This window comes from Thiobacillus sp. (assembly GCA_024235835.1).
Classification (GTDB): Bacteria; Pseudomonadota; Gammaproteobacteria; order Burkholderiales; family Thiobacillaceae; genus PFJX01.
Window position 1 is genome coordinate 575,666 of record JACKLQ010000002.1, and the last position, 20,201, is coordinate 595,866.

Genomic DNA, 20,201 nt, shown 5'->3' on the forward strand with positions numbered 1-20,201 from the left:
TGCGACAGATCAATGGCTTTGGTTTGAGTCCACCCATTGGCCCAAGGCAATCCATGCCCAATAACTGTTGACGTTCGCACGCGAAGCGGAATGTAAGATGTCATAGGCCTTCGTTCTGTCCCGGAAGGGGTACCAATCATGCAAGGTTTCATCGGCTGCGCGCGCCATTTCAGCAAAGAACTCGGCATGTTGATGCATGAAGGCAGGAGGCATGCCGAAACCGCGCTTGTCATGGCGAATCAGGGAATCTGGCAGATAGCGAGCCAGGACAGCACGCAACGCTAGCTTGAGTGTGCCGCCAGAAGCGCACAGTGAGGCAGGCAGTCGAGAGGCTGTGGCAAGGATGGCGGGACTGAAAAATGGGGTCCGGACCTCCAATGCATGGCGCATGCTCATGCGGTCCACCTTGGCTAACACGGCACCAGGCAAGTAGCTGTGTAGGTCCACCAAGCGCAGGCGATCGAATGCGTTCAAATCATGACGCGCGATGACGGCGGTAAAGCGTGAAAGAAAACGCCGCCGAAAATTTAGAGCCTGTTCAGGGAAGGCAAGGTCCAATTGATGCCATGGAAAAACTGGCAACAAACGTGAGAAATAATCATTGAGGGTTTCAAAGGGGTTATTCGGTGCTTCAGATGACTGGGAGGCGCCGAGATAACGGCCATACCCACAAAACAATTCATCACCGCCATCACCTGAAAGTGCCACTGTTACCTGGCGACGCATCTGTTCTGAAAGAAGGAGGGTAGGGACGCAACTACGGTCACCATTGGGTTCGTCTAGATAGGTACCGAAGCGGGAAATGGTAGAAAGCAGATCGTCCTGAGTGATCAGGTAGCGAGTAAAAGGGAGGCCGAGCGCCTCGGCAATTTTTTCTGCAGACGTTGTTTCGTCTTCCTCTCCCATAAACCCCGCGCTATAACAGTGCAGTTCCTTGCCTAGGCGACGGGCGCCCAAGGCACATACGAGACTGGAATCAACGCCGCTGGAGAGCCATGCGCCGAGAGGTACATCAGCGATGAGCCTGCTGCGGATCGATGCGACGAGCGCTTCTTCCAATGTGTCCAGGTAGGACTCCTTCTCGTAAGGACCGCGTTGATTTGAAAGGTCGAAGGCAAAAAAGGACCGTTCATTGATAGACCCATCCTGCGAGATTGTGCATACCACACCGGGCTGAACGGCATGAATACTGCCGAACAAGGTATTGGGGGCGGGAATGTACCGCAGCGCGAAATATTCATAGAGGCTGGTTTCGCTGACTTCGCGCGAAACACCTGGCAAGCTCAATAGAGGCCGGAACTCCGAAGAGAAGCCGATATAGTCGGTGGTGTGGGCATAGAACAGGGGTTTCTCGCCTAGCCTGTCCCGAGCGAGTAGCAAGTTCCCCGTGTGGGTGTCGAAGAGGGCAAGGGCGAACATCCCATCAAGCCGTTCGAAAACTGAATAGCCCCAACGGGCGTACCCTTCCAGCAGAACCTCACTGTCCGAAGTGGTACGGAAAATCGAGCCGGTTTGCTCCATTTCACGTCGCAATTCGGGAAAATTATAGATTTCACCGTTGTAGCTCAGTACGAACCGCCCACCCGAGCTTTGCATGGGCTGATTGCTACGTGCATCAAGGTCGATAATAGAAAGGCGACGATGGCCCAGCACAACTCGGTGGGAAGGGTCAATCCAAATACCTTCGGCATCAGGCCCCCGGTGGGCCTGGAGGTGGCAAAGTCGCCGTACAATGGCTTCAGCATTCAGCGCGGAATTATTGGTTGGGGTGGTGGAAATCAGGCCTGCGATACCGCACATGACTTAGCTCCGTTTTATGACCAGGCCTTGACCCGTGGGTGATTCGAACACAAAGTGGCTACGTGAGCTAAAAAATTCCGTTTCACGTATATGGCTTTCCGCATAGCGTTTGAAGCCATAGTCATCCAAGATGAGGATACCGCCAGGGACAACGCGATCGAATAGGATTTCCAAAGCGGCAATTTCGGCATCCGCTTCATTCAAGTCTATTTGTGCAAATGCTATATGATCAGGCAAGCCTTTTTGAAAACTATGCGGAACTGCGCCTGAAATGACATGGACGTTGATCCGGTCCGCGAACAGATCGCATACCGTGCCGTACAGGTTTGGTCCATGGGCGGACTTTCGACTTTCCGGGGTTGGGTTATCGAACAGATCATAAAGGTAATAATGCTTATTGGACTTTTCGAAGCGTATATATCTGCTTACAATGTCAACAGTGCGTCCGTCGTAACAACCCAGATCTACAAAGTCCCCTGGCAAATTCATGCAAGTGCGGGCGGCCCAACAGAGCATGTAAACGCGCCAGATGCGTGCCCGCAAAACGCTATCCTCACGATAAGGGGCGAAAGCCGAAGTAAATTCTAGGTCGGTCAGGAAACCCAGGTTTCGAAACCAGACGAACTGGTCATCAGCAAGCAAAGCGCTAGAGCCAGGAGTATTGGCGGCAGTGGCCTGCGCACAGGCAACAAGGTGATTGGCGAAAGCGGTGCGAGAATCCGGTGTCGTAAAGGGGGCCTCTCGATACATCTTGTTGAACATGGCGAATTGAGGTTGTAGGAACTCAGAGCTGGCCTTTCTCCTTTCAATATATGCACGGAACTGTTCGATAACATCCTTGCGTGATCCCTTTAGATGAACAAATATTTTTTCGTTGAGCTTCTCTGCTCGCAAAGAAGCGCCGTATTCATGAGAATAATTGAAGACTTCGCACGGTAGGGGGCGAATTCGTGTGCCATCAATGCTGAGAGTTCGGTAAGGGGAAAATGGGGCTACATTATAGGTAATCGCATTGAGGCTAAGTTGGCCACCACGCCATTTACGGATGTCTCCATAAAATGTCTGTGTGGCCGAATCCTCGGCAAGAGCTTCATAGGTGGATAAATAGCGTAGGAAAAAGGCCTTCACGGACTCGGTCCGTTCCGAACGAGCAATGATTACACCCTCATTTACTGGCATGAGACCCGGTATATCACGGGTTGTTATGGCGACATCGAAGTCAGCCTCAAGATAAGGCCTGATGTCTGCATTCAAGAAAGCGTCGCTGTCTAAAAAGAGTGTGTCATTTGCGAAAGCGGTTGAATGGGTGTAAGCGCACATGGCAAAAACACGCTCATACATGGGCCGCTCGGTATCTAGGTCAAGTTCAACAACGCGAACGTGTCTTGATGCGAATCTTTTTAATGGAGAATTAATTTGAGTGACTAGGTAGACCGTGTAATCTGTGAGCCAGGAATGAATACATTTGAGGAAAGTGTCGATGACGACTTCATAGTCATACCTTGATGCATCAAAAGCAACGTCTCGGTAATTTAGTTGACTTCTTTCGCCTAGGTCTACGTGGTATACAAATATGTTGGGAGAGTTTACATTATCAGAGGTGAACGTGCCGAAGCGTTCCGCCATCGTATGCAATCTAGATGTAGCTTGATGAGAGATGGTGTTCGTGCACAGTGTCGCGGCATGTTCTATCAGACTCACTAAGTTATCAGTCTGATGACTTGACACAGCCATCTCCTCACTAACCGCAGGTGGTGGAGAGGTGGGATATGAAGCGAAGTACCGCTTAATTATTTTCAGCAACATGAGGTGCCTTGATTCCTTCGGATTAGATAGAGAGGAGTTTTAAGCCGGCTTCATTGAGAGCTTTTTCGTCAAGCCCAACGCGAAAGATGGGGGTTTCAGTCCATATCATTGGGATACTGAAATCGAAGTGTTATTGGCTGTGGATAATCGATACTCCCAATAAGTCAGAACTCGAAATGTGTCTGTAAAAACACATCGATGATGCGCCCTACCACCTCTTCCTTTACGTGCAGTCGGTCCCGTGCTTGGTAGGCTGTGTCGCCGATTCCCCAGACAATTTCGAAGGAGGGGAAATAATGTACCCAGTCCAATTCACGGCAGATCTTTGCAGCCACGGCTCGCAGAGTGCACTTGCTTTCATAGTTGTTCACGAAGATGTCATGGGGGCCGAAGCTCCGTTGCAGTGGCACGGGGGAAACGGTGAGTACCACCTGGATGGCAGGGTTGATCTGGCGCAACAGGGCGAAGGCCCGGCGCAGGTTGGCCAGGTTCTCCTCATAGTCGCTGGCATGGAACTCGGTTTCCTTCAGGCCCGCGCCACCCCCGTAGACGGGGATCTGGTTGCACACCAGTCCATTGTTCTTCTTGCGGAAGACCTCGGTCATCCCCAGGGTCATGACCAGGACGTCGGACTGCGCCATACCTTCCTTCATGACGGTGTTGATCTGGTCGATGGCGGACCATAGGTCGGCCTCTGTTTTGCCGAAGACCAAGCGGCGGTAGGGGTCCTGCCAGACGCTGCCGTCTTGCCGCATGGTGAGCTTGCCGTTCTCGATGGTCCGGCCCTTGAGGGGCCATATGTCGTCCCGGTCCTGTACCCATAGGCCGGCGGCACGCTCGATCTCCTGGCGGATGGAAAAGGTGTTGTAATAGTTCATGTGCTCCCGCTGGGGCAGGGTGTCGATCTGCATGCGGTCCGGGTCCAGCCGAATGCGGCTGTATTCCGGATAGCAGGTCACGTACCGGGAGGTGAGAGCCTTGCGGATCTCCTCCGCGAAGCAGCTACCGATGGTGAAGAACTTCTGCCCCGTGTTGAAGACGTGCTTGTTGCCCACCGTGAGGATGCCGGACTTGAACAGCACCTCCCACTTCTTGTTGGGGTGGTCGGCAGGGACAAGTTTGTTGAAGAACATGGCGGAGCCTCGGGTTTCCTTATCCGCGCGGTTCGGCTTTCAGCACGTGGGCCTCCTGCCCCGTCTTGCCGGAACGGCCCAGCACCTGGCCGGTGCCGAAGCCCCGGGGGTTGAGGCCGCAGCCGTGGCAGATCTCGGTCTGATCCTGGATGAAGCGCCGGATCCAGGCATGGAGGGAAGGCTGCTGCCAGGCCTCCTGGAACGTCAGGTCCACCAGGTTCACGCGGCCGAACTGCTCCGGGTCGAAGGTGGTGCAGCAGGGGGTGAGGAAGCCCTCCACGGAGATGGCGGGGCGGAACCAGGGGGCGGTGCATATGTCGCCCTTGGGACGGGCGAAGTTGGGCGGCAGGATCTTCATGCCGGGTACCCTGGGCAGCACGGCGGCCAGGGCATTGAGGAACTCCAACCGCTGGGCCTGGCTCATGAGCCCGTAGGGGTCGCCGAAGTCCTGGAATTCCTGCATGTGCACCGGCGGGGCTCCCAGGGCATGAAGTTTCAGCAGGGTGGCGGGGATGTCCCTGTAGTTGACGGCGCTCACCACCATGGAGATGTGCACCGGCAGGCCTGCGGCCAGGCAGCCGCCCACCTGCCGCTCCAGCTTTTCCACCTTGGTGCCGAACCGCATCTGGTCGGCGATGCCCTGGTCCAGGCTGTCCACGGACACCCAGAATTCGTCCAGACCGGCCGCCACGGACTGGGCGTAGTAGTCCACCGTGCGGGACAGGGCGTTGGTGGTCATCTTCATGCGCCCGAACTTGCCACTCTGCCTGGCCATGGCCACCAGCTCGGTGAACTGGGGGTGCAGGGTGGGCTCGCCGATGCCGTGGAGGGTGACGAACTCGGTGAAGGGGATGTGATCCAGGATGCGCTGGAAGCGCTCCAGGGGGATGTGCAGGTCGGCCCAGGCCCCCTGGGCCATGGCCGTGGTGCGGGGACAGCCCGCGCACTTGAGGTTGCACAGGGTGGTGATCTCGATGGTGAGCTTGGCCAGGCGCTGGGGGGCGGCGAAGGGGTTCACGGCAAATTGCTCCTCAGTCGCGGAAGAAGAACACGCCTGCCTCGTCCTTGAGGAAGCGGTTGAAGCCCGAGTCCTTCATCACGTCGTGGATGGCCATGTGCTGGGGGTCTTTCTCGTCGATCTCGATCATGATGCTTTTGAGTCTGGCGTCCGCCAGGGTTTCCCGGGCGCCGGCCACGATCTTGGGTTCGATGCCGTCCACGTCCACCTTGATGTGGTTGGGCACGACGCCGGTGTTGCGCACGAACTCGTCGATGGACACCGATACCGCCGCCTGGGGAATCACCGCGTGCCAGAGTTCTTCTTCGCTGGGGCGGGCGTCGCCGTAGTTGTTGAGGGACTTGCCGGCCGTGATGGCGGACAGGTAGAGGTTGTCGAAGCCCAGTTTGTCAGACACCGCCAGGGGATAGGCATGCACCCGTTCCTGCAGGTCATTGGCATAGACGTTGTGGACCAGGGTGTAATAACTGGCGAAATGGGGCTCGAAGGCGTAGACCCGGCACCCGGGCACCACGGCGGCCATGAGGGCGAAGACCCCGTTGTTGCTGCCCACGTCGAAGAACACGTCATCCCGGTCGAACGCGAGAATCCATTTGTTCGTCATGGGCTCGCGGCGCTCCAGGCTCAGGGCGAAGTAGAGGCATTTTTCATTGAGGATAGCGAATCTGATTTTGTGTCCGCCTACGCTCACGCTTACCAAAGGCAGGGATGCCTCATAGTGCCGGGCTGTATGCCGAAGTTCTTCTAAAACCTTCTCATTGTCTTGGAGGGGTGCCGTAGGTTTAGTGAAAAGCGATTTGATGATGTTTGACAACATTTGACTATATCCCCATGCCTTATCTGATCATGGTCCTGGAGGCTTAGGTTGGCTAACCTGACTGACAAGCCTCCGGCCATGTCGCTACTACCCCTACCACGCCGAACTGTTCAGCCCGAACTGGCTTGTCATCTTGGGTATCAATCCACTGGCTGTGGATGGTTCGTGCGAACAGGCGGGCCATGCTCCATTCGAGGTAATGTGCTTCCTTGGCCAGGATGCTAAGTGTGGAGATGAAATGACCGATAACCGTCATCCGGGCGATTAACAAGGAAATTCCCGTGGAGGCGGCCTGCATAAGTATGGGCTGCAAGGAGGTTTCCAGGCCAAACTCTTCCACTGCGCTGCTACGGATGATTTCACTGGCTTGTGGGGTGAGTCGCATGAGCCGCATTCTATGCCATGGAAATGACTCGATTGGGTGAGGCGGTCGCTTAAGGCTCACGCTTGGTATCTATCCCGCCAAACATCCTCCCCTTCCTGGCCCTCCACTTCAACCATACCCGCAGCCTCCGCAGATCCTGGTCAGGCAGGCAGTCCGGGAGGAGGAGGTGTTGCCGGGTACGTCCTCTGTCGCCCAGGCGATAGCGGAGTACGACGATCCAGGGCAGGATGGCCTGCTGGAGGCCCAGCGCGGATGGTAGGCGTGCCCCATGCATTTGGATGGCGAACTGCCCGTCCCGGTGGAAAGCCAGCGTCAGGGAGTGTGGGGTCCTGAGCCGCCAGGTGCCGCTGGCCAGGAGTAACAGGCCGAGCATTGCCTGGAGGTGAGTGGTCAAGTCCGACAGCCAGAGGGCAACCAGGCCGATGGCGTGCATGCCCAGCAGGCCGTTTCGCAGTGCCTTCGAGGGCGCTGCGACGAGGGTGAGTGGCAACGGAAACATCGTCGATCAGGGCTTCAGATCTGCCTGTTCGATCAGGGTCCGCACATACCTGGAAGGTATGGCGTAGGTGATGCCGGTGGGGTCCTTCAACGCATTTTCCTTGGCCCCCTTCACGAACACCGCATTGATGACGCCTATGACCTCGCCGGTTTCGCCGTCGTACAGTGGGCTGCCGCTGTTGCCGGGGTAGGCTACGGCGTCCAGCTGGAACATGAGGAAGGGGTCATCGGCCTGGCGGATGAGCTTGGGCGTGAGCTTCTTCACGCTGGAGGGGGGGCTGTAGATGGGGGCGATGGCGGCCAGGCCGGCACGGTGGGTGGCGGGGTAGAGACCGAGTGCGGCGCCGACGGGGAAACCGGTGAAGTAATAGACCTGTCCTTCCCTTACGTCCGAGAAGCGACCCAGGCGCAGGGCCGGCAGCGGTGTGCCTTCCAGGCGCAGGAGGGCCAGGTCGTGCTCCACGTCCCTGGCCGCCACTTCGGCCTTTCTGGTGCGCACTTCGGCGCCGTCACGGATGAATACGGCCAGGGATTCGCCCTTTTCCTCCTGCATGATGGAGGGCAGCACGTGGGCGTTGGTGATGACGTGCCGGCCGTCGGCCACCACGAAGCCCGTGCCCATGAGGCGCACGCGGGGTGCGGCAAGGGGGTGGAAGGTGCCGACGCCGACGATGGCAGGCTTGATGCCGGGCAGCAGGGTCACGATATCCGCCCTGGCGGGAAAAACATTCAATAAAAGGCAAGTACAGACCGATAGTAGGGCTTGGACAAGGTGAATCTGCATGAAGAAGTCCTGTTTTGGTTGCCGCATTGAAGCATGGCCCATGATGCCATGGACCTTAACCATTAGAATGCCCCTGATTTTTATCATCCTGCTATTGTGATTAAAGGAGTTGTCATGACCACTGTCGCTGTTGTGGGCCTGGGTTATGTGGGCCTGCCCTTGGCTGTCGAGTTCGGCAAGAAGTACGAAACCATTGGCTACGACCTGTCGGAAGCCAAGATCGCCCATTACAAGAACTACTGCGACCCCACCGGCGAGGTCAGCAGCGAGGATCTCAAGGCGGCCACCCGGCTGACAGTGAGCACCGACCCCGCCAGCATCGGCCAGGCCGACGTCATCATCGTCGCCGTGCCCACCCCCGTGGACGAGGCCCACATCCCCGACTTCTCTCCTCTGGTGGGCTCCAGCACCACTGTGGGCAAGCACATGAAGAAGGGCGCCATCGTGGTGTATGAATCCACGGTCTACCCCGGCGCCACCGAAGAAGTCTGCATCCCCCTGCTGGAGCAGCACTCCGGCATGAAGTGGATGCAGGACTTCCACGTGGGCTACTCCCCCGAGCGGGTGAACCCGGGCGACAAGGAAAGAACCATCACCCGCATCGTCAAGGTGGTGTCCGGCGACGACGAAGCCACACTGAAGACCGTGGGCGACCTGTATGAATCCGTCATCGTCGCCGGCGTGCACCGGGCCAGCTCGATCAAGGTGGCCGAGGCCGCCAAGGTCATCGAGAACACCCAGCGGGACCTGAACATCGCCCTCATGAACGAGCTGGCCCTGATCTTCGACCGCATCGGCATCGACACCCTGGAAGTGCTCCAGGCCGCCGGCACCAAGTGGAACTTCCTGCCCTTCCGCCCCGGCCTGGTGGGCGGCCACTGCATCGGCGTGGACCCGTATTACCTGACCCACAAGGCCGAGGCCCTGGGCTACCACCCCCAGGTGATCCTGGCGGGCCGGCGCATCAACGACGGCATGGCCGCCTGGGTGGCCCAGCAGACGGTGAAGAACATGATCAGCAACGGCAGTGCCGTGAAGGGCGCCAAGGTCATCGTCCTGGGCCTCACCTTCAAGGAAGACTGTCCGGACCTGCGCAACTCCAAGGTGGCGGACCTGGTGAAGGAGCTGCAATCCTTCGGCTGCGACGTGGCCGTGCACGACCCCATCGCCGAGAACCACGAGGCCGAGCACGAATACGGCATCAGCCTGACGCCCTGGGACAAGCTGCCCACCGACGCCGACGCCATCGTCGCCGCCGTGTCCCACAAGCAGTACAAGGCCATGCCCCTCTCCGACATCCTTGGCAGGCTGAAAAAGGGCGGCGTGTTCACCGACGTGAAGTCCGCCTACGATCCGGTGGCCATTCGTGCTGCTGGGGCTACCCTCTGGCGGATGTAATGCAGGCGCAAGGCACAAGGTTCAAGGGACAAGGAAATTCAGTCGCCCCGCACGCCGGTTACTGACGGGCTTACCTTGTATCTTGCATCTTGAATCTTGCACCTGGCTCTTTCCATGACCGCCTACTCGGACCTCCTCGAAAACCTCCCGAACCAGCCGAAAACCTGGCTGATAACCGGTGTTGCCGGTTTCATCGGCAGCAACCTGCTGGAGCGCCTGCTCACCCTGGACCAGCACGTGGTGGGCCTGGACAACTTCGCCACCGGACACCGCCACAACCTGGAGCAGATCCGGGCGGCGGTGACGCCGGAGCAATGGGCCCGTTTCATGTTCATCGAAGGAGATATCCGCACGCTGGCGGATTGCCGCCAGGCCTGCGCCGGGGTGGACTACGTGCTGCACCAGGCGGCCCTGGGCTCAGTGCCCCGCTCCCTGGAAGACCCCATCACCACCAACACCGCCAACATCGACGGCTTCCTAAACATGCTGGTGGCGGCGCGAGACGCGAAGGTGGCCCGCTTCGTCTACGCGGCCTCCAGCTCCACCTACGGCGACCACCCGGGCCTGCCCAAGGTGGAGGACGTCATCGGCAAACCCCTGTCGCCCTATGCGGTGACCAAGCTGGTGAACGAGCAGTACGCCGACGTGTTCACAAGGGCCTATGGCTTCCGTACCATCGGCCTCCGGTACTTCAACATCTTCGGCGCCCACCAGGACCCGGAGGGCGCGTACGCCGCCGTGGTACCCAAATGGACCTCGGCCATGATCCACAACGAGCCCGTGTGGATCAACGGCGACGGCGAAACCAGCCGGGACTTCTGCTACATCGCCAACACGGTCCAGGCCAACCTGCTGGCGGCCACGGCGGAAAACGAGGAAGCCACCAACCAGGTCTACAACGTGGCCGTGGGGGACCGCACCACCCTGAACGACCTGTTCGAGGCCATCCGCACCACCCTGGAGCCCCGCTTCCCGCATCTGAGAGGCTTCAAGCCCAGCTACAGGGACTTCCGCGCCGGCGACGTGCGCCATTCCCTGGCGGATATCTCCAAGGCCCGTACCCTGCTCGGCTACGCGCCCAGCCACCGCATCAAGGAAGGTCTGGCGGAGGCCATGGACTGGTACGTGCAAGACCTGACCGGGCGTTGATGCGGACGGGCGGGGCTGGCAGGACATTCCTCGTTGGGCATCACCCTGGCGAAGGCCGGGGTACAGGGAGTTGGCTACGCATCTGGATTTCGGCCTTCGCCGGCATGACGATTTGGTGTTCGGCCCAGGCCGACCTGCCGGAGTCCTTCACCCAGGCCCTCAAACAGGCGGGTATTCCGGACACCCATGTGGGCGTGTCTGTCCAGGAACTGGACGGTACCCCCATCCTGTTCCACGGCGCGGATCGGGCCTTCAACCCCGCGTCGGTCATGAAGCTGGTTACCACCCTGGCGGCCCTGGACAGCCTGGGGCCGGCCCATGTGTTCAAGACCCTGGCGTGGCTGGACGGCGAACTGAAAGACGGCGTCCTCACGGGCAACCTGGTGCTGCAAGGCGGCGGCGACCCGGGCATGACGCCGGAGCGTTTCTGGCTGCTGCTGCGGGAATTGCGCCAGCGGGGCCTGCGCGAGATCCAAGGCGACGTGCTGCTGGACAACAGCTATTACGCCATCGAGGCCCGGAACCCCGGGGCCTTCGACCAGTCACCCCTGCGGCCCTACAACGCCCAGCCCGCTGCCTTGCTGGTGAATTTCAACACCCGCCTGCTGCGCCTTTGCGCCCGGGAGGACCGGGTCATCGCCCGGCTGGATCCACCCCTGGACGCCCTGGCTCTGGACAATCGGATGCAGCCCGCGGATGCCCCCTGCAATGCCTGGGGCGAGCGGGTGTCCACCCGGCTTGAGGGCAACACGCTGGTGCTCGAGGGCAGCCTGTCCAGCCAATGCGGCGACCGGGCCCTGTCCCTGAACCTGGACCCGCCCCCGGCCAACGTTGGTGCCTGGTTCCAGAACACCTGGCGGGAACTGGGCGGCATCCACCAGGGCGCGGTGCGGGAGGGAGTGGTGGGGCCCGACGCCGGCCTCTTCCTGGTATTTGATTCCGTGCCCCTCAGCCTGCTGGTGCGGGATGTGAACAAGCACAGCAACAACGTCATGGCAAAGATGCTGTATCTAAATATGGGGGTGGCCCGGTTCGGCGGGCCCGCCACCTGGGACAAGGCAGAGCGGGCCGTGCGGGCCTGGCTGGAGGAGAAGGGCCTGGCGGTGCCGAAACTGGTGCTGGACAACGGCTCGGGCCTCTCCCGCATCGAACGGATATCCGCCGCGGCCATGGCGTCGCTGCTGGCGTGGGCGTCCCGGCAGCCGGCCTATTTCGAGTTTGCGGCTTCCCTGCCCGCCGTGGGCCTGGAGGGTACACAAAGAAGCCGTTTCAATGGCAATGGCGCAGGGGGTCCGGACCTGGTCGGCAAGGCCTGGCTCAAGTCGGGAACCCTGAATGGCGCCCGCAACCTGGCGGGCTATGTTCTGGGGCAGGATGGGGTGCGCCGGGCGTTGGTGATTTTCATCAATCACCCCAGGGCCAGTGCGGCCATGGTGGCCCAGGAGGCCTTGGTGAAATGGGTCCACGCCTACACCATTACTTCGCAATCAGGTGGTGCCAAAGCAGTAAATCAGCAATAACTTATGCACATTTTTGGGCTTGACAGGGCTTTCCTGCCAAAGTAGCCGCCCTCGGCAAGGGGTGCTTTATAACACATTGTTTTATATAGAATTATTCTGTGCATATTTTTTATGCCGAGGTGCTAAGCCCGCGTAACCGCAGGCCTTTTTACGGTTTCATGACGCATTTTCCACATGGTTATCCACAGGTTCCGTGGACAACCTCAAAAGTCGCTTTAGTACTAGCTGGTTTGTCCGCACTTCTGCCAAAGTACTTTAAGTCTTTGCGGTGATTGTTGAGTTTCTGCAACACATATGACGAGCTCCACCACGCCCACATCAGCTTCCACGCCCATCATCCAGGTGGCCCTGGATACACCTCTGGACCGGGTGTTTGACTATCTGGCCCCCGGGGCCGACGACAGCGACGTTGGCCGCAGGGCGTTGGTGCCTTTCGGGCACCAGAAGGTGGTGGGTGTGGTGCTGGGCATGGTGGCCCACAGCGAACTCCCCAGGGAGAGCCTGAAGACCGTCCAGGAGGTCGACCGGGAAACGCCGCCCCTGCCAGCGGACCTCATGGAACTGGCCCGGTTCGCAGCAGGCTATTACCGGCACCCCCTGGGCGCGGTGCTGGCCGCCATCCTGCCGCCGGCCCTGCGGCGCATGGGCGGCCCCGGCCGGGATACCGGCCCCGTTGCCTATGTTCTCACCGCCCTGGGGCAGGATCAGCTGGGCCAGCTGCCCCGGCGGGCCACCGCCCAGCGTGCCCTGGGGGACAGGCTGGCGTCCGGTCCCCTGGCGCGGCAGGAATTGGATACGCGGGACAAGGGGCTGGTGAGGGACTGGCTGAAAAAAGGCTGGCTGACCCAGCAACCCATGGAAGATGGCATCCCGAAGTCGGGCGATGAGCCGCCGGGCCTCACCCAGGAGCAGGTCACCGTTCTGGCGGAGCTGGAGGGGTGCGTAGGATTCGGCACCTGGTTGTTGCATGGCGTCACCGGCAGCGGCAAGACCGAAATCTACCTGCGTCGGGTGGCGGATATGCTGGAAATGGGGCGCCAGGCCCTGATACTGGTGCCGGAGATCCACCTCACCCCCCAACTCACGGAGCGCATCGCCCGCCGGTTTCCCGGTCGCCGCCTGGTGGGGCTGCACAGCGGCCTGGCGGAAGGGGCGCGGCGGGAAGCCTGGCTGACGGCCCTGGAAGGTCGGGCGGACATCGTGCTGGGCACTCGCCTGGCAGTGTTCGCCCCCATGCCCCGCCTGGGACTCATCGTGGTGGACGAGGAGCACGACCCGGCCTTCAAGCAGATGGAGGGCATGCGATATTCCGCCCGGGACGTGGCCGTGTGGCGGGGCAAGCAGCGGAACGTGCCGGTGATCCTTGGTTCGGCCACGCCCGCCCTGGAAAGCTGGCGCAATGCCCAGGAAGGACGCTACAGGCTCGTGAGCCTCACCCACCGGGCCCGGGAAAGCGCGGCGCTCCCCACCGTCCGTCTGGTGGACAGCCGCACGGACCGACCCCGCCAGGGCCTCACCCAGGCCCTGGTCCAGGCCGTCGCCTTGCGTCTGGAACGGGGCGAGCAGAGCCTGGTGTTCATCAACCGCCGGGGCTATGCCCCCACCCTGCTTTGCAACGGTTGCGGCCATGTCTTCCCCTGTCCCCGCTGTTCCGCCCACCTGGTACTGCATCGCCGGGGAGGAGGACCGCAGGCGCCGGGCTATCGGCTGCTGTGCCACCACTGCGGCTTGTCCGTGCCGCCTCCGGAAGCCTGTCCCAGTTGCGGCGGGCTGGACCTGCGCCCCGCGGGCCAGGGTACCCAGCGGGTGGAAGAGGCCCTGGCGGCACAGTTTCCCCAGGCCCGCCTGCTGCGGATAGACCGGGACACCGCTGCCCGCAAGGGGGCCTTCGCAGCCATGCGGGAGCAGGTGGCGACACGGGAGGTGGACATCCTGGTGGGCACCCAGATTGTGGCCAAGGGGCACGATTTCCCCCATCTCACCCTGGTGGGCATCATCGGCGCGGACCAGGCCCTGGTGTCACCGGACTTCCGCGCCGGCGAGCGGCTCTTCGCCCAGCTCATGCAGGTGGCGGGCCGTTCCGGCCGGGCGGAACACCCCGGCGAGGTGTTGATCCAGACCGCCTATCCCCGCCATCCCCTCTACCAGGCCGTGGTGGCCCACGATTATCCAGGCTATGCCAGGCAGGCCTTGCGGGAGCGACGAGGCGCGGATTTCCCGCCCTATGTCAGCCAGGTGCTGCTGCGGGCGGAGGGACGGGACGAGCAGGCAGTGCTTGGGTTTCTCATGGCCGCCAGGGAACAGGGTGAGGCCCTGGATCCCGGCGTGCGTATATTCGACCCGGTACCTGCCCTCATGAGCCGGGTGGCCAACAGCCACCGCTTGCAGCTGCTGGTCCAGTCCCGTTCCCGGCCGCGCCTGCAATCCTTTCTGGATCGCTGGGTGCCTGTCCTGGGCGAACTTCCATCCCGAGGGCTGCGATGGGGACTGGATGTGGATCCCCTGGACGTATAGGGGGCGTATAGGGGGCTGTAGGCCATGACAGAAAAACTTATGGCCTGTAACGATACTTTAATTGGCGAGCGGGAACCTGTTGCATAGATTAAGAACGCTGAGCCGCGAATCCGAAACCGAGCACAAGTTGCCTGCCGATCCATCCATCCTGATTTCCGAGGCCTGCGAGCGGCATGGCTCCAGCCCGGAGGCGCTGTTGCAGGTCTTGCGGGAAATCCAGGAAGTACAGCACTGCATCTCTGCCGAAGCCGCGCAACAAGTGGCGGCTGCCCTCGGGCAGCCCCTGGGTCGTGTGCTGGGGGTGGCAGGTTTCTATGCCTTCCTGTCCACCACCCCCGCGGGTCGTTACCGGGTGCTGTTTTCCGACAACATCACTGACCGCATGCTGGGCAACATGGACCTCCTCGCGGCCCTGTGCGAAAAGCTGTGGGTGGAGCGGGGCAGGGTGTCGGAAGACGGCCTGGTGTCCGTGGATACCACCTCCTGCACGGGGCTTTGCGACCAGGGGCCCGCCATCCTGGTGAACGGCTGGGCCATTCCCAATGTGACCGGAGACCGGCTGGGCCTCATCGCCGAACTGATCCTGGCCAAGGTACCGGTGGAGAACTGGCCCCCGGAGCTAATGGCCGTCCAGGACAACATCCGCCGCCGTGACATCCTGCTGAACCATGGCCTGGCTCCCGGTGATGCCCTGCGCAGCGCCATGGGCCGGGACTGTGAACCCGGCAGCCCGGTGGAAGCCGCCGCCAACGAGCGATCCTGGCGCGAAGGCATCCCCAGCGGCGCCCTCTGCGCTCCCATGGCCACCCTGGAAGAGATCAAGCGCTCCAACCTGCGGGGCCGGGGCGGAGCCGGCTTTACCACGGGCCTGAAGTGGGAGGCCTGCCGCAACGCCACTGGCCCGGACCGCTACGTGGTCTGCAACGCTGACGAGGGCGAGCCCGGCACATTCAAGGACCGGGTGCTGCTTTCCCGCCATGCCGACCTGGTGTTCGAGGGCATGACCGTGGCGGCCCACGCCATCGGCGCCCGCAAGGGCTTCCTCTACTTGCGGGGGGAATACAGATTCCTGCTGGCGCCGCTGAACGCGGTGCTTGCCAGGCGTCGATCGGAAAACCTGCTGGGGCTCTCCATACTGGGCCAGGCCGGCTTCGACTTCGACATCGAGATCCACCTGGGGGCCGGGGCCTATGTATGCGGCGAGGAGTCCGCCCTCATCGAGTCCCTGGAAGGCAAGCGTGGCATCCCCCGCAACCGGCCCCCATATCCGGTGACCCACGGCTACCTGCAGCGGCCTACGGTTGTGAACAACGTGGAGACCTTCTGCGCCGCCGCCCTCATCGCCAAACACGGCGGCGACTGGTACCGGGGCATCGGCACGGAGAAATCCGCTGGTACCAAGCTTCTTTCCGTATCCGGCGACTGTGCCCGGCCAGGCATCTACGAGTATCCCTTTGGTACACCGGTATGCCAGATACTGGCCGATTGCGGCGCGGAGAATACCCAGGCGGTGCAGATCAGCGGGCCCTCCGGCGTCTGCATCGCGGCCGACGAATTCGACCGCCGCATCGCCTTCGAGGACCTGCCCACGGCCGGCGCCTTCACCGTTTTCGACCACAGCCGGGACATGTTCGAGGTGGCGCGCAACTACACCCACTTCTTCGCCCATGAATCCTGCGGCTTCTGCACCCCCTGCCGGGTGGGCACGGCCATGCTCAGGAACACCATGGACAAGATCGCCTCAGGCCATGGCACACCCTGTGACCTGAGGGAAATCGAGCGCCTGGACAAGGTACTGCAGATGAGTGCCCACTGCGGCTTGGGCCACACCGCCTGCAATCCCACCCTGGATACCGTCAAGCGCTTCCGGCCCGCCTACGAGCGGCGCCTCAAGTCCCTGGAGTTCGAGCCCGCCTTCGACCTGGACGGCGCCCTGGCCCGGGCCCGGCAGATGACCGGGCGGGACGACGCGGGCGCCCATCTTTCCACTGAGGTCAGCGAATGATGCTCAGTCTGGCCCGGTCTTTACCCCCCTGTGAAAAAGGGGGGCAGGGGGGATTGGAGTGGCTCACGTCCGGAGCCGCCGCTGGAATCCCCCCCAACCCCCCTTTGGCAAAGGGGGGAGAGATGCCTGCGGGAGAGGCGACACCATGACCGACACCTTTCTGCTGGATGGCGAAGCGGTACCCTTCGCGCCGGGCCAGACCGTGGTGCAGGCCGCCCTGGCGGCGGGGCGCTACATTCCCCATCTTTGTTACCACCCGGAATTCCGTCCCCACGGCAGCTGCAAGGTGTGCACCGTGAAGGCCAACGGACGCAATGCCACGGGCTGCACCCTGCCGGCCCAGGCGGGCCTGGAGGTGGAAAGCGAGACGGAGGAACTGCGGGCCCTGCGCAAGACCCTGGTGCAGATGCTGTTTGCCGAGGGCAACCACTTCTGTCCCTCCTGCGAGCAGAGCGGCAACTGCGTGCTCCAGGCCCTGGGCTACGACCTGGGGGTCATGACCGCCGGCTTCCGCCACTTCTTCCCGGACCGGCCCGTGGACGCCTCCCATCCGGACATCCTGCTGGACGCCAACCGCTGCATCCTGTGCGAGCTGTGCATGCGGGCCTCCCGGGAGGTGGACGGCAAGGACGTGTTCGCCTTCTCCGGCCGCGGCATCGACAAGCGCCTCATCGTCAACGCCCCCTCCGGCCGCCTGGCGGACACCAACGCGGCCCTGGGGGACAAGGCCATGGATGTCTGCCCCGTGGGCGCCATCATCAGAAAACGGGTGGGCTTCGCCGTGCCCATCGGCGAGCGGCGCTACGACAAGTCGCCCATCAGCGAGCAGGCCCTGGCGGATGCGCCCCGGCCCAGCGAGCACAACGGAGGCGGCGCGTGAACGCCGCCGCCAAACCCAAGCTGCGGGTGGCCACCGCCTCCCTGGCGGGCTGCTTCGGCTGCCACATGTCCTTCCTGGATATCGACGAGCGCCTGTTCCCCCTGCTGGAGCTGGTGGAGTTCGACCGCACCCCCCTCACCGACATCAAGCACTGCGGACCCTGCGACATCGGCCTGGTGGAAGGGGGCCTGTGCAACGCCGAGAACGTGGAGGTGCTGCGGGAGTTCAGGAAGCACTGCAAGATTCTCATCGCCCTGGGGGCCTGCGCCGTCACCGGCGGCCTGCCCGCCCAGCGCAACCATCTGGACCTGGGGGCCTGCCTGTCCGAGGTGTACCTGACGGGCCAGGGCATGGAACACGGCCTCATTCCCAACGATCCGGAACTGCCCCTGCCCCTGGACAAAGTGCATCCGCTGCATGAAGTGGTGAAGGTGGACTACTTCATCCCGGGCTGCCCCCCATCCGCCGAGGCCATCTGGACCTTCCTGGTGCAGCTCATGGAGGGCAAGGAACCCGCCCTGGGCCATGGCCTGATTTCCTACGATTGAAGTTATGAGCCACGAACTGGAAACCGCCCAACACCCCGAAACCCTGCGCCGGGTGGCCATCGAGCCCGTGACCCGGGTGGAGGGCCACGGCAAGGTGACCCTGCTGCTGGACGAGGACAACCACGTGCGGCAGGCCCGGTTGCACATCGTGGAATTCCGCGGCTTCGAGAAGTTCGTCCAGGGCCGGCCATTCTGGGAAATCCCCGTCATGGTGCAGCGCCTGTGCGGCATCTGCCCCGTGAGCCACCACCTGGCGGCGGCCAAGGCCATGGACCAGGTGGTCGGAGCCCACCATTTGACCCCCACGGCGGAGAAGCTGCGCCGCCTCATGCACTACGGCCAGATCCTGCAATCCCACGCCCTGCACTTCTTCCACCTGTCCTCGCCGGACCTGCTGTTCGGCTTCGACTCCGACGTGGCCAGGCGCAACATCGTCGGCGTGGCGGCGGCCCATCCGGACGTGGCCAGGAAGGGCGTGCTGCTGCGCAAGTTCGGCCAGGAGGTGATCCGCGTCACCGCCGGCAAGCGGGTCCACGGCACCAGCGCCGTGCCCGGCGGCGTGAACAAGAACCTGAGCAGGGAAGAGCGGGACACCCTGCTCAAGGACGCCTACCAGGTCATCGCCTGGGGCCGGGAGGCCGTTGCCCTGGCCCGGCAACTGTTCGAGCAGAACCTGGCCCTATATGAGGGTTTCGGCAGTTTCCCGGCCCACAGCCTGGGCCTGATCCGGGCCGACGGCGCCATGGACCTGTACCACGGCGGCCTGCGGGCCCGCCGCATGGACGGCTCCACCCTGTTCGACCACGTGGACTACGGTCATTACTGGGAACACATCCACGAAGAGGTGAAGGCCTGGTCCTACATGAAATTCCCCTACTTCATGGAGATGGGGCCGGAGGAGGGCTGGTACCGGGTGGGACCGCTGAGCCGGGTGACCCTGTGCGACTCAATCCCCACACCCTTCGCCGACCACGAGCGCCGGGACTTCATGGCCTTCGATGGCGGCAAGGCCGCCCTCTCCACCCTGGGCACCCACTGGGCGCGCATGATCGAGCTGCTTCATGCCGCCGAGACCATCAAGGACCTGCTCCACGACGATGACCTGATGGGGCCGGACCTGCTGGTCCAGGGCGAACGCCAGAAGACGGGCGTGGGCGTCCTCGAGGCACCCCGGGGCACCCTCATCCACCATTACGAGGTGAACGAGGACGACCTGGTGGAACGCTGCAACCTCATCGTTTCCACCACCCACAACAACCAGGCCATGAACGAATCCATCCGGGTGGTGGCCCGGGAGCACCTGGACGGCAGAGAGCTCACGGAAGGCCTGCTCAACCACATCGAGGTGGCCATCCGCGCCTTCGACCCCTGCCTGTCCTGCGCCACCCACGCCCTGGGCAAGATGCCCCTGGAGCTGGAACTGGTGGACGCCTCCGGCCGGTGCATCGATACCCTGGCCAGCACCGGCCGGTGACGGCCCCCATCCTCATCATCGGCATCGGCAACCCCAGCCGGGGTGACGATGCCCTGGGGCCCCTGTGCATCGAGCGCCTGGAAGCCATGCAACTGCCGGACGTGGAACTGCTCACGGACTTCCAGCTCCAGGTGGAGTTCGCCCTGGACCTGGCCGGGCGGCGGGAGGTTGTGTTTGTGGATGCGGCCGCGTCAGGACCGGAGCCCTATGATTTCCGCCCGGTGGGACGCGTTGGCGGCAATAGCCATACCAGCCATGTCCTTTCCCCTGAGGCCGTCCTGGCCGCTTGCGGCCGGGTGGGAATCACGCCGCCGGAAACGGCCCTCATCCTGGCGATCCGGGGATACGGTTTCGCATTGGGCGAGGCGCCGAGCCTCCAGGCGACCCATAATCTTGAGGCTGGCCTGGCTCTGTTGCGAGATCGCTATTCACAAAAGAAAACGGCCGGATGACCGGCCGCTTCATGGGGAGC

Annotated in this window: 17 protein-coding genes; 9 read left to right on the forward strand and 8 right to left on the reverse strand. The window is 62.1% G+C overall.

Annotated features, from left to right (window positions below; all coding sequences use genetic code 11):
- Window positions 1-9: 9 nt before the first annotated feature.
- From asnB to H6935_10930, 8 genes are all read right to left on the reverse strand, one after another.
- The gene (asnB, locus tag H6935_10895) at window positions 10-1,800 is read right to left on the reverse strand and encodes an asparagine synthase (glutamine-hydrolyzing) (protein ID MCP5278851.1); all 1,791 of its coding nucleotides are present in this window, start codon (window positions 1,798-1,800) and stop codon (window positions 10-12) included.
- A gap of 3 nt (window positions 1,801-1,803) precedes the next feature.
- On the reverse strand, window positions 1,804-3,426 hold the full coding sequence (locus H6935_10900; protein ID MCP5278852.1) for a hypothetical protein: 1,623 nt from the start codon (window positions 3,424-3,426) through the stop codon (window positions 1,804-1,806).
- A 344-nt stretch (window positions 3,427-3,770) separates the two neighbouring features.
- Complete coding sequence (locus H6935_10905; GenBank protein ID MCP5278853.1) at window positions 3,771-4,739, reverse strand: GSCFA domain-containing protein; 969 nt, start codon at window positions 4,737-4,739, stop codon at window positions 3,771-3,773.
- Between the two features lie 19 nt (window positions 4,740-4,758).
- Entirely contained in the window at window positions 4,759-5,757 is a 999-nt protein-coding gene (locus H6935_10910) for a radical SAM protein (protein MCP5278854.1), read from the reverse strand.
- A 13-nt stretch (window positions 5,758-5,770) separates the two neighbouring features.
- Complete coding sequence (locus H6935_10915; GenBank protein ID MCP5278855.1) at window positions 5,771-6,361, reverse strand: FkbM family methyltransferase; 591 nt, start codon at window positions 6,359-6,361, stop codon at window positions 5,771-5,773.
- Window positions 6,362-6,626: 265 nt separating this feature from the next.
- The gene (locus tag H6935_10920; protein MCP5278856.1) at window positions 6,627-6,959 is read right to left on the reverse strand and encodes a hypothetical protein; all 333 of its coding nucleotides are present in this window, start codon (window positions 6,957-6,959) and stop codon (window positions 6,627-6,629) included.
- Window positions 6,960-7,008: 49 nt separating this feature from the next.
- Window positions 7,009-7,458: a hypothetical protein gene (locus tag H6935_10925; GenBank protein ID MCP5278857.1), complete on the reverse strand. Its 450-nt coding sequence runs from the start codon at window positions 7,456-7,458 to the stop codon at window positions 7,009-7,011.
- Window positions 7,459-7,464: 6 nt separating this feature from the next.
- Window positions 7,465-8,241, reverse strand: coding sequence for a trypsin-like peptidase domain-containing protein (locus H6935_10930; protein MCP5278858.1), 777 nt, complete (start codon window positions 8,239-8,241; stop codon window positions 7,465-7,467).
- A 114-nt stretch (window positions 8,242-8,355) separates the two neighbouring features.
- Here H6935_10930 and H6935_10935 point away from each other — a divergent pair, with 114 nt between their 5' ends.
- From H6935_10935 to H6935_10975, 9 genes are all read left to right on the forward strand, one after another.
- A complete protein-coding gene (locus H6935_10935) occupies window positions 8,356-9,639 on the forward strand; it encodes a nucleotide sugar dehydrogenase (GenBank protein MCP5278859.1) in 1,284 nt (427 codons plus the stop codon).
- Window positions 9,640-9,753: 114 nt separating this feature from the next.
- Entirely contained in the window at window positions 9,754-10,788 is a 1,035-nt protein-coding gene (gene tviC, locus H6935_10940; GenBank protein ID MCP5278860.1) for a Vi polysaccharide biosynthesis UDP-N-acetylglucosaminuronic acid C-4 epimerase TviC, read from the forward strand.
- A gap of 104 nt (window positions 10,789-10,892) precedes the next feature.
- A complete protein-coding gene (gene dacB / locus H6935_10945; GenBank protein MCP5278861.1) occupies window positions 10,893-12,308 on the forward strand; it encodes a D-alanyl-D-alanine carboxypeptidase/D-alanyl-D-alanine-endopeptidase in 1,416 nt (471 codons plus the stop codon).
- Window positions 12,309-12,602: 294 nt separating this feature from the next.
- Window positions 12,603-14,822 carry a primosomal protein N' gene (locus H6935_10950; protein ID MCP5278862.1) on the forward strand — a complete coding sequence of 740 codons (2,220 nt, stop codon included), beginning with the start codon at window positions 12,603-12,605 and terminating at the stop codon, window positions 14,820-14,822.
- A 127-nt stretch (window positions 14,823-14,949) separates the two neighbouring features.
- Window positions 14,950-16,827 carry an NAD(P)H-dependent oxidoreductase subunit E gene (locus tag H6935_10955; protein ID MCP5278863.1) on the forward strand — a complete coding sequence of 626 codons (1,878 nt, stop codon included), beginning with the start codon at window positions 14,950-14,952 and terminating at the stop codon, window positions 16,825-16,827.
- 145 nt (window positions 16,828-16,972) lie between these two features.
- Window positions 16,973-17,707, forward strand: coding sequence for a (2Fe-2S)-binding protein (locus H6935_10960; GenBank protein MCP5278864.1), 735 nt, complete (start codon window positions 16,973-16,975; stop codon window positions 17,705-17,707).
- A gap of 65 nt (window positions 17,708-17,772) precedes the next feature.
- Entirely contained in the window at window positions 17,773-18,255 is a 483-nt protein-coding gene (locus H6935_10965; protein MCP5278865.1) for an NADP oxidoreductase, read from the forward strand.
- Window positions 18,256-18,259: 4 nt separating this feature from the next.
- Window positions 18,260-19,729 carry a Ni/Fe hydrogenase subunit alpha gene (locus H6935_10970; GenBank protein MCP5278866.1) on the forward strand — a complete coding sequence of 490 codons (1,470 nt, stop codon included), beginning with the start codon at window positions 18,260-18,262 and terminating at the stop codon, window positions 19,727-19,729.
- On the forward strand, window positions 19,726-20,181 hold the full coding sequence (locus H6935_10975) for a hydrogenase maturation protease (GenBank protein MCP5278867.1): 456 nt from the start codon (window positions 19,726-19,728) through the stop codon (window positions 20,179-20,181). Before H6935_10970 ends, H6935_10975 begins: the two co-directional genes overlap by 4 nt.
- Window positions 20,182-20,201: the final 20 nt, after the last annotated feature.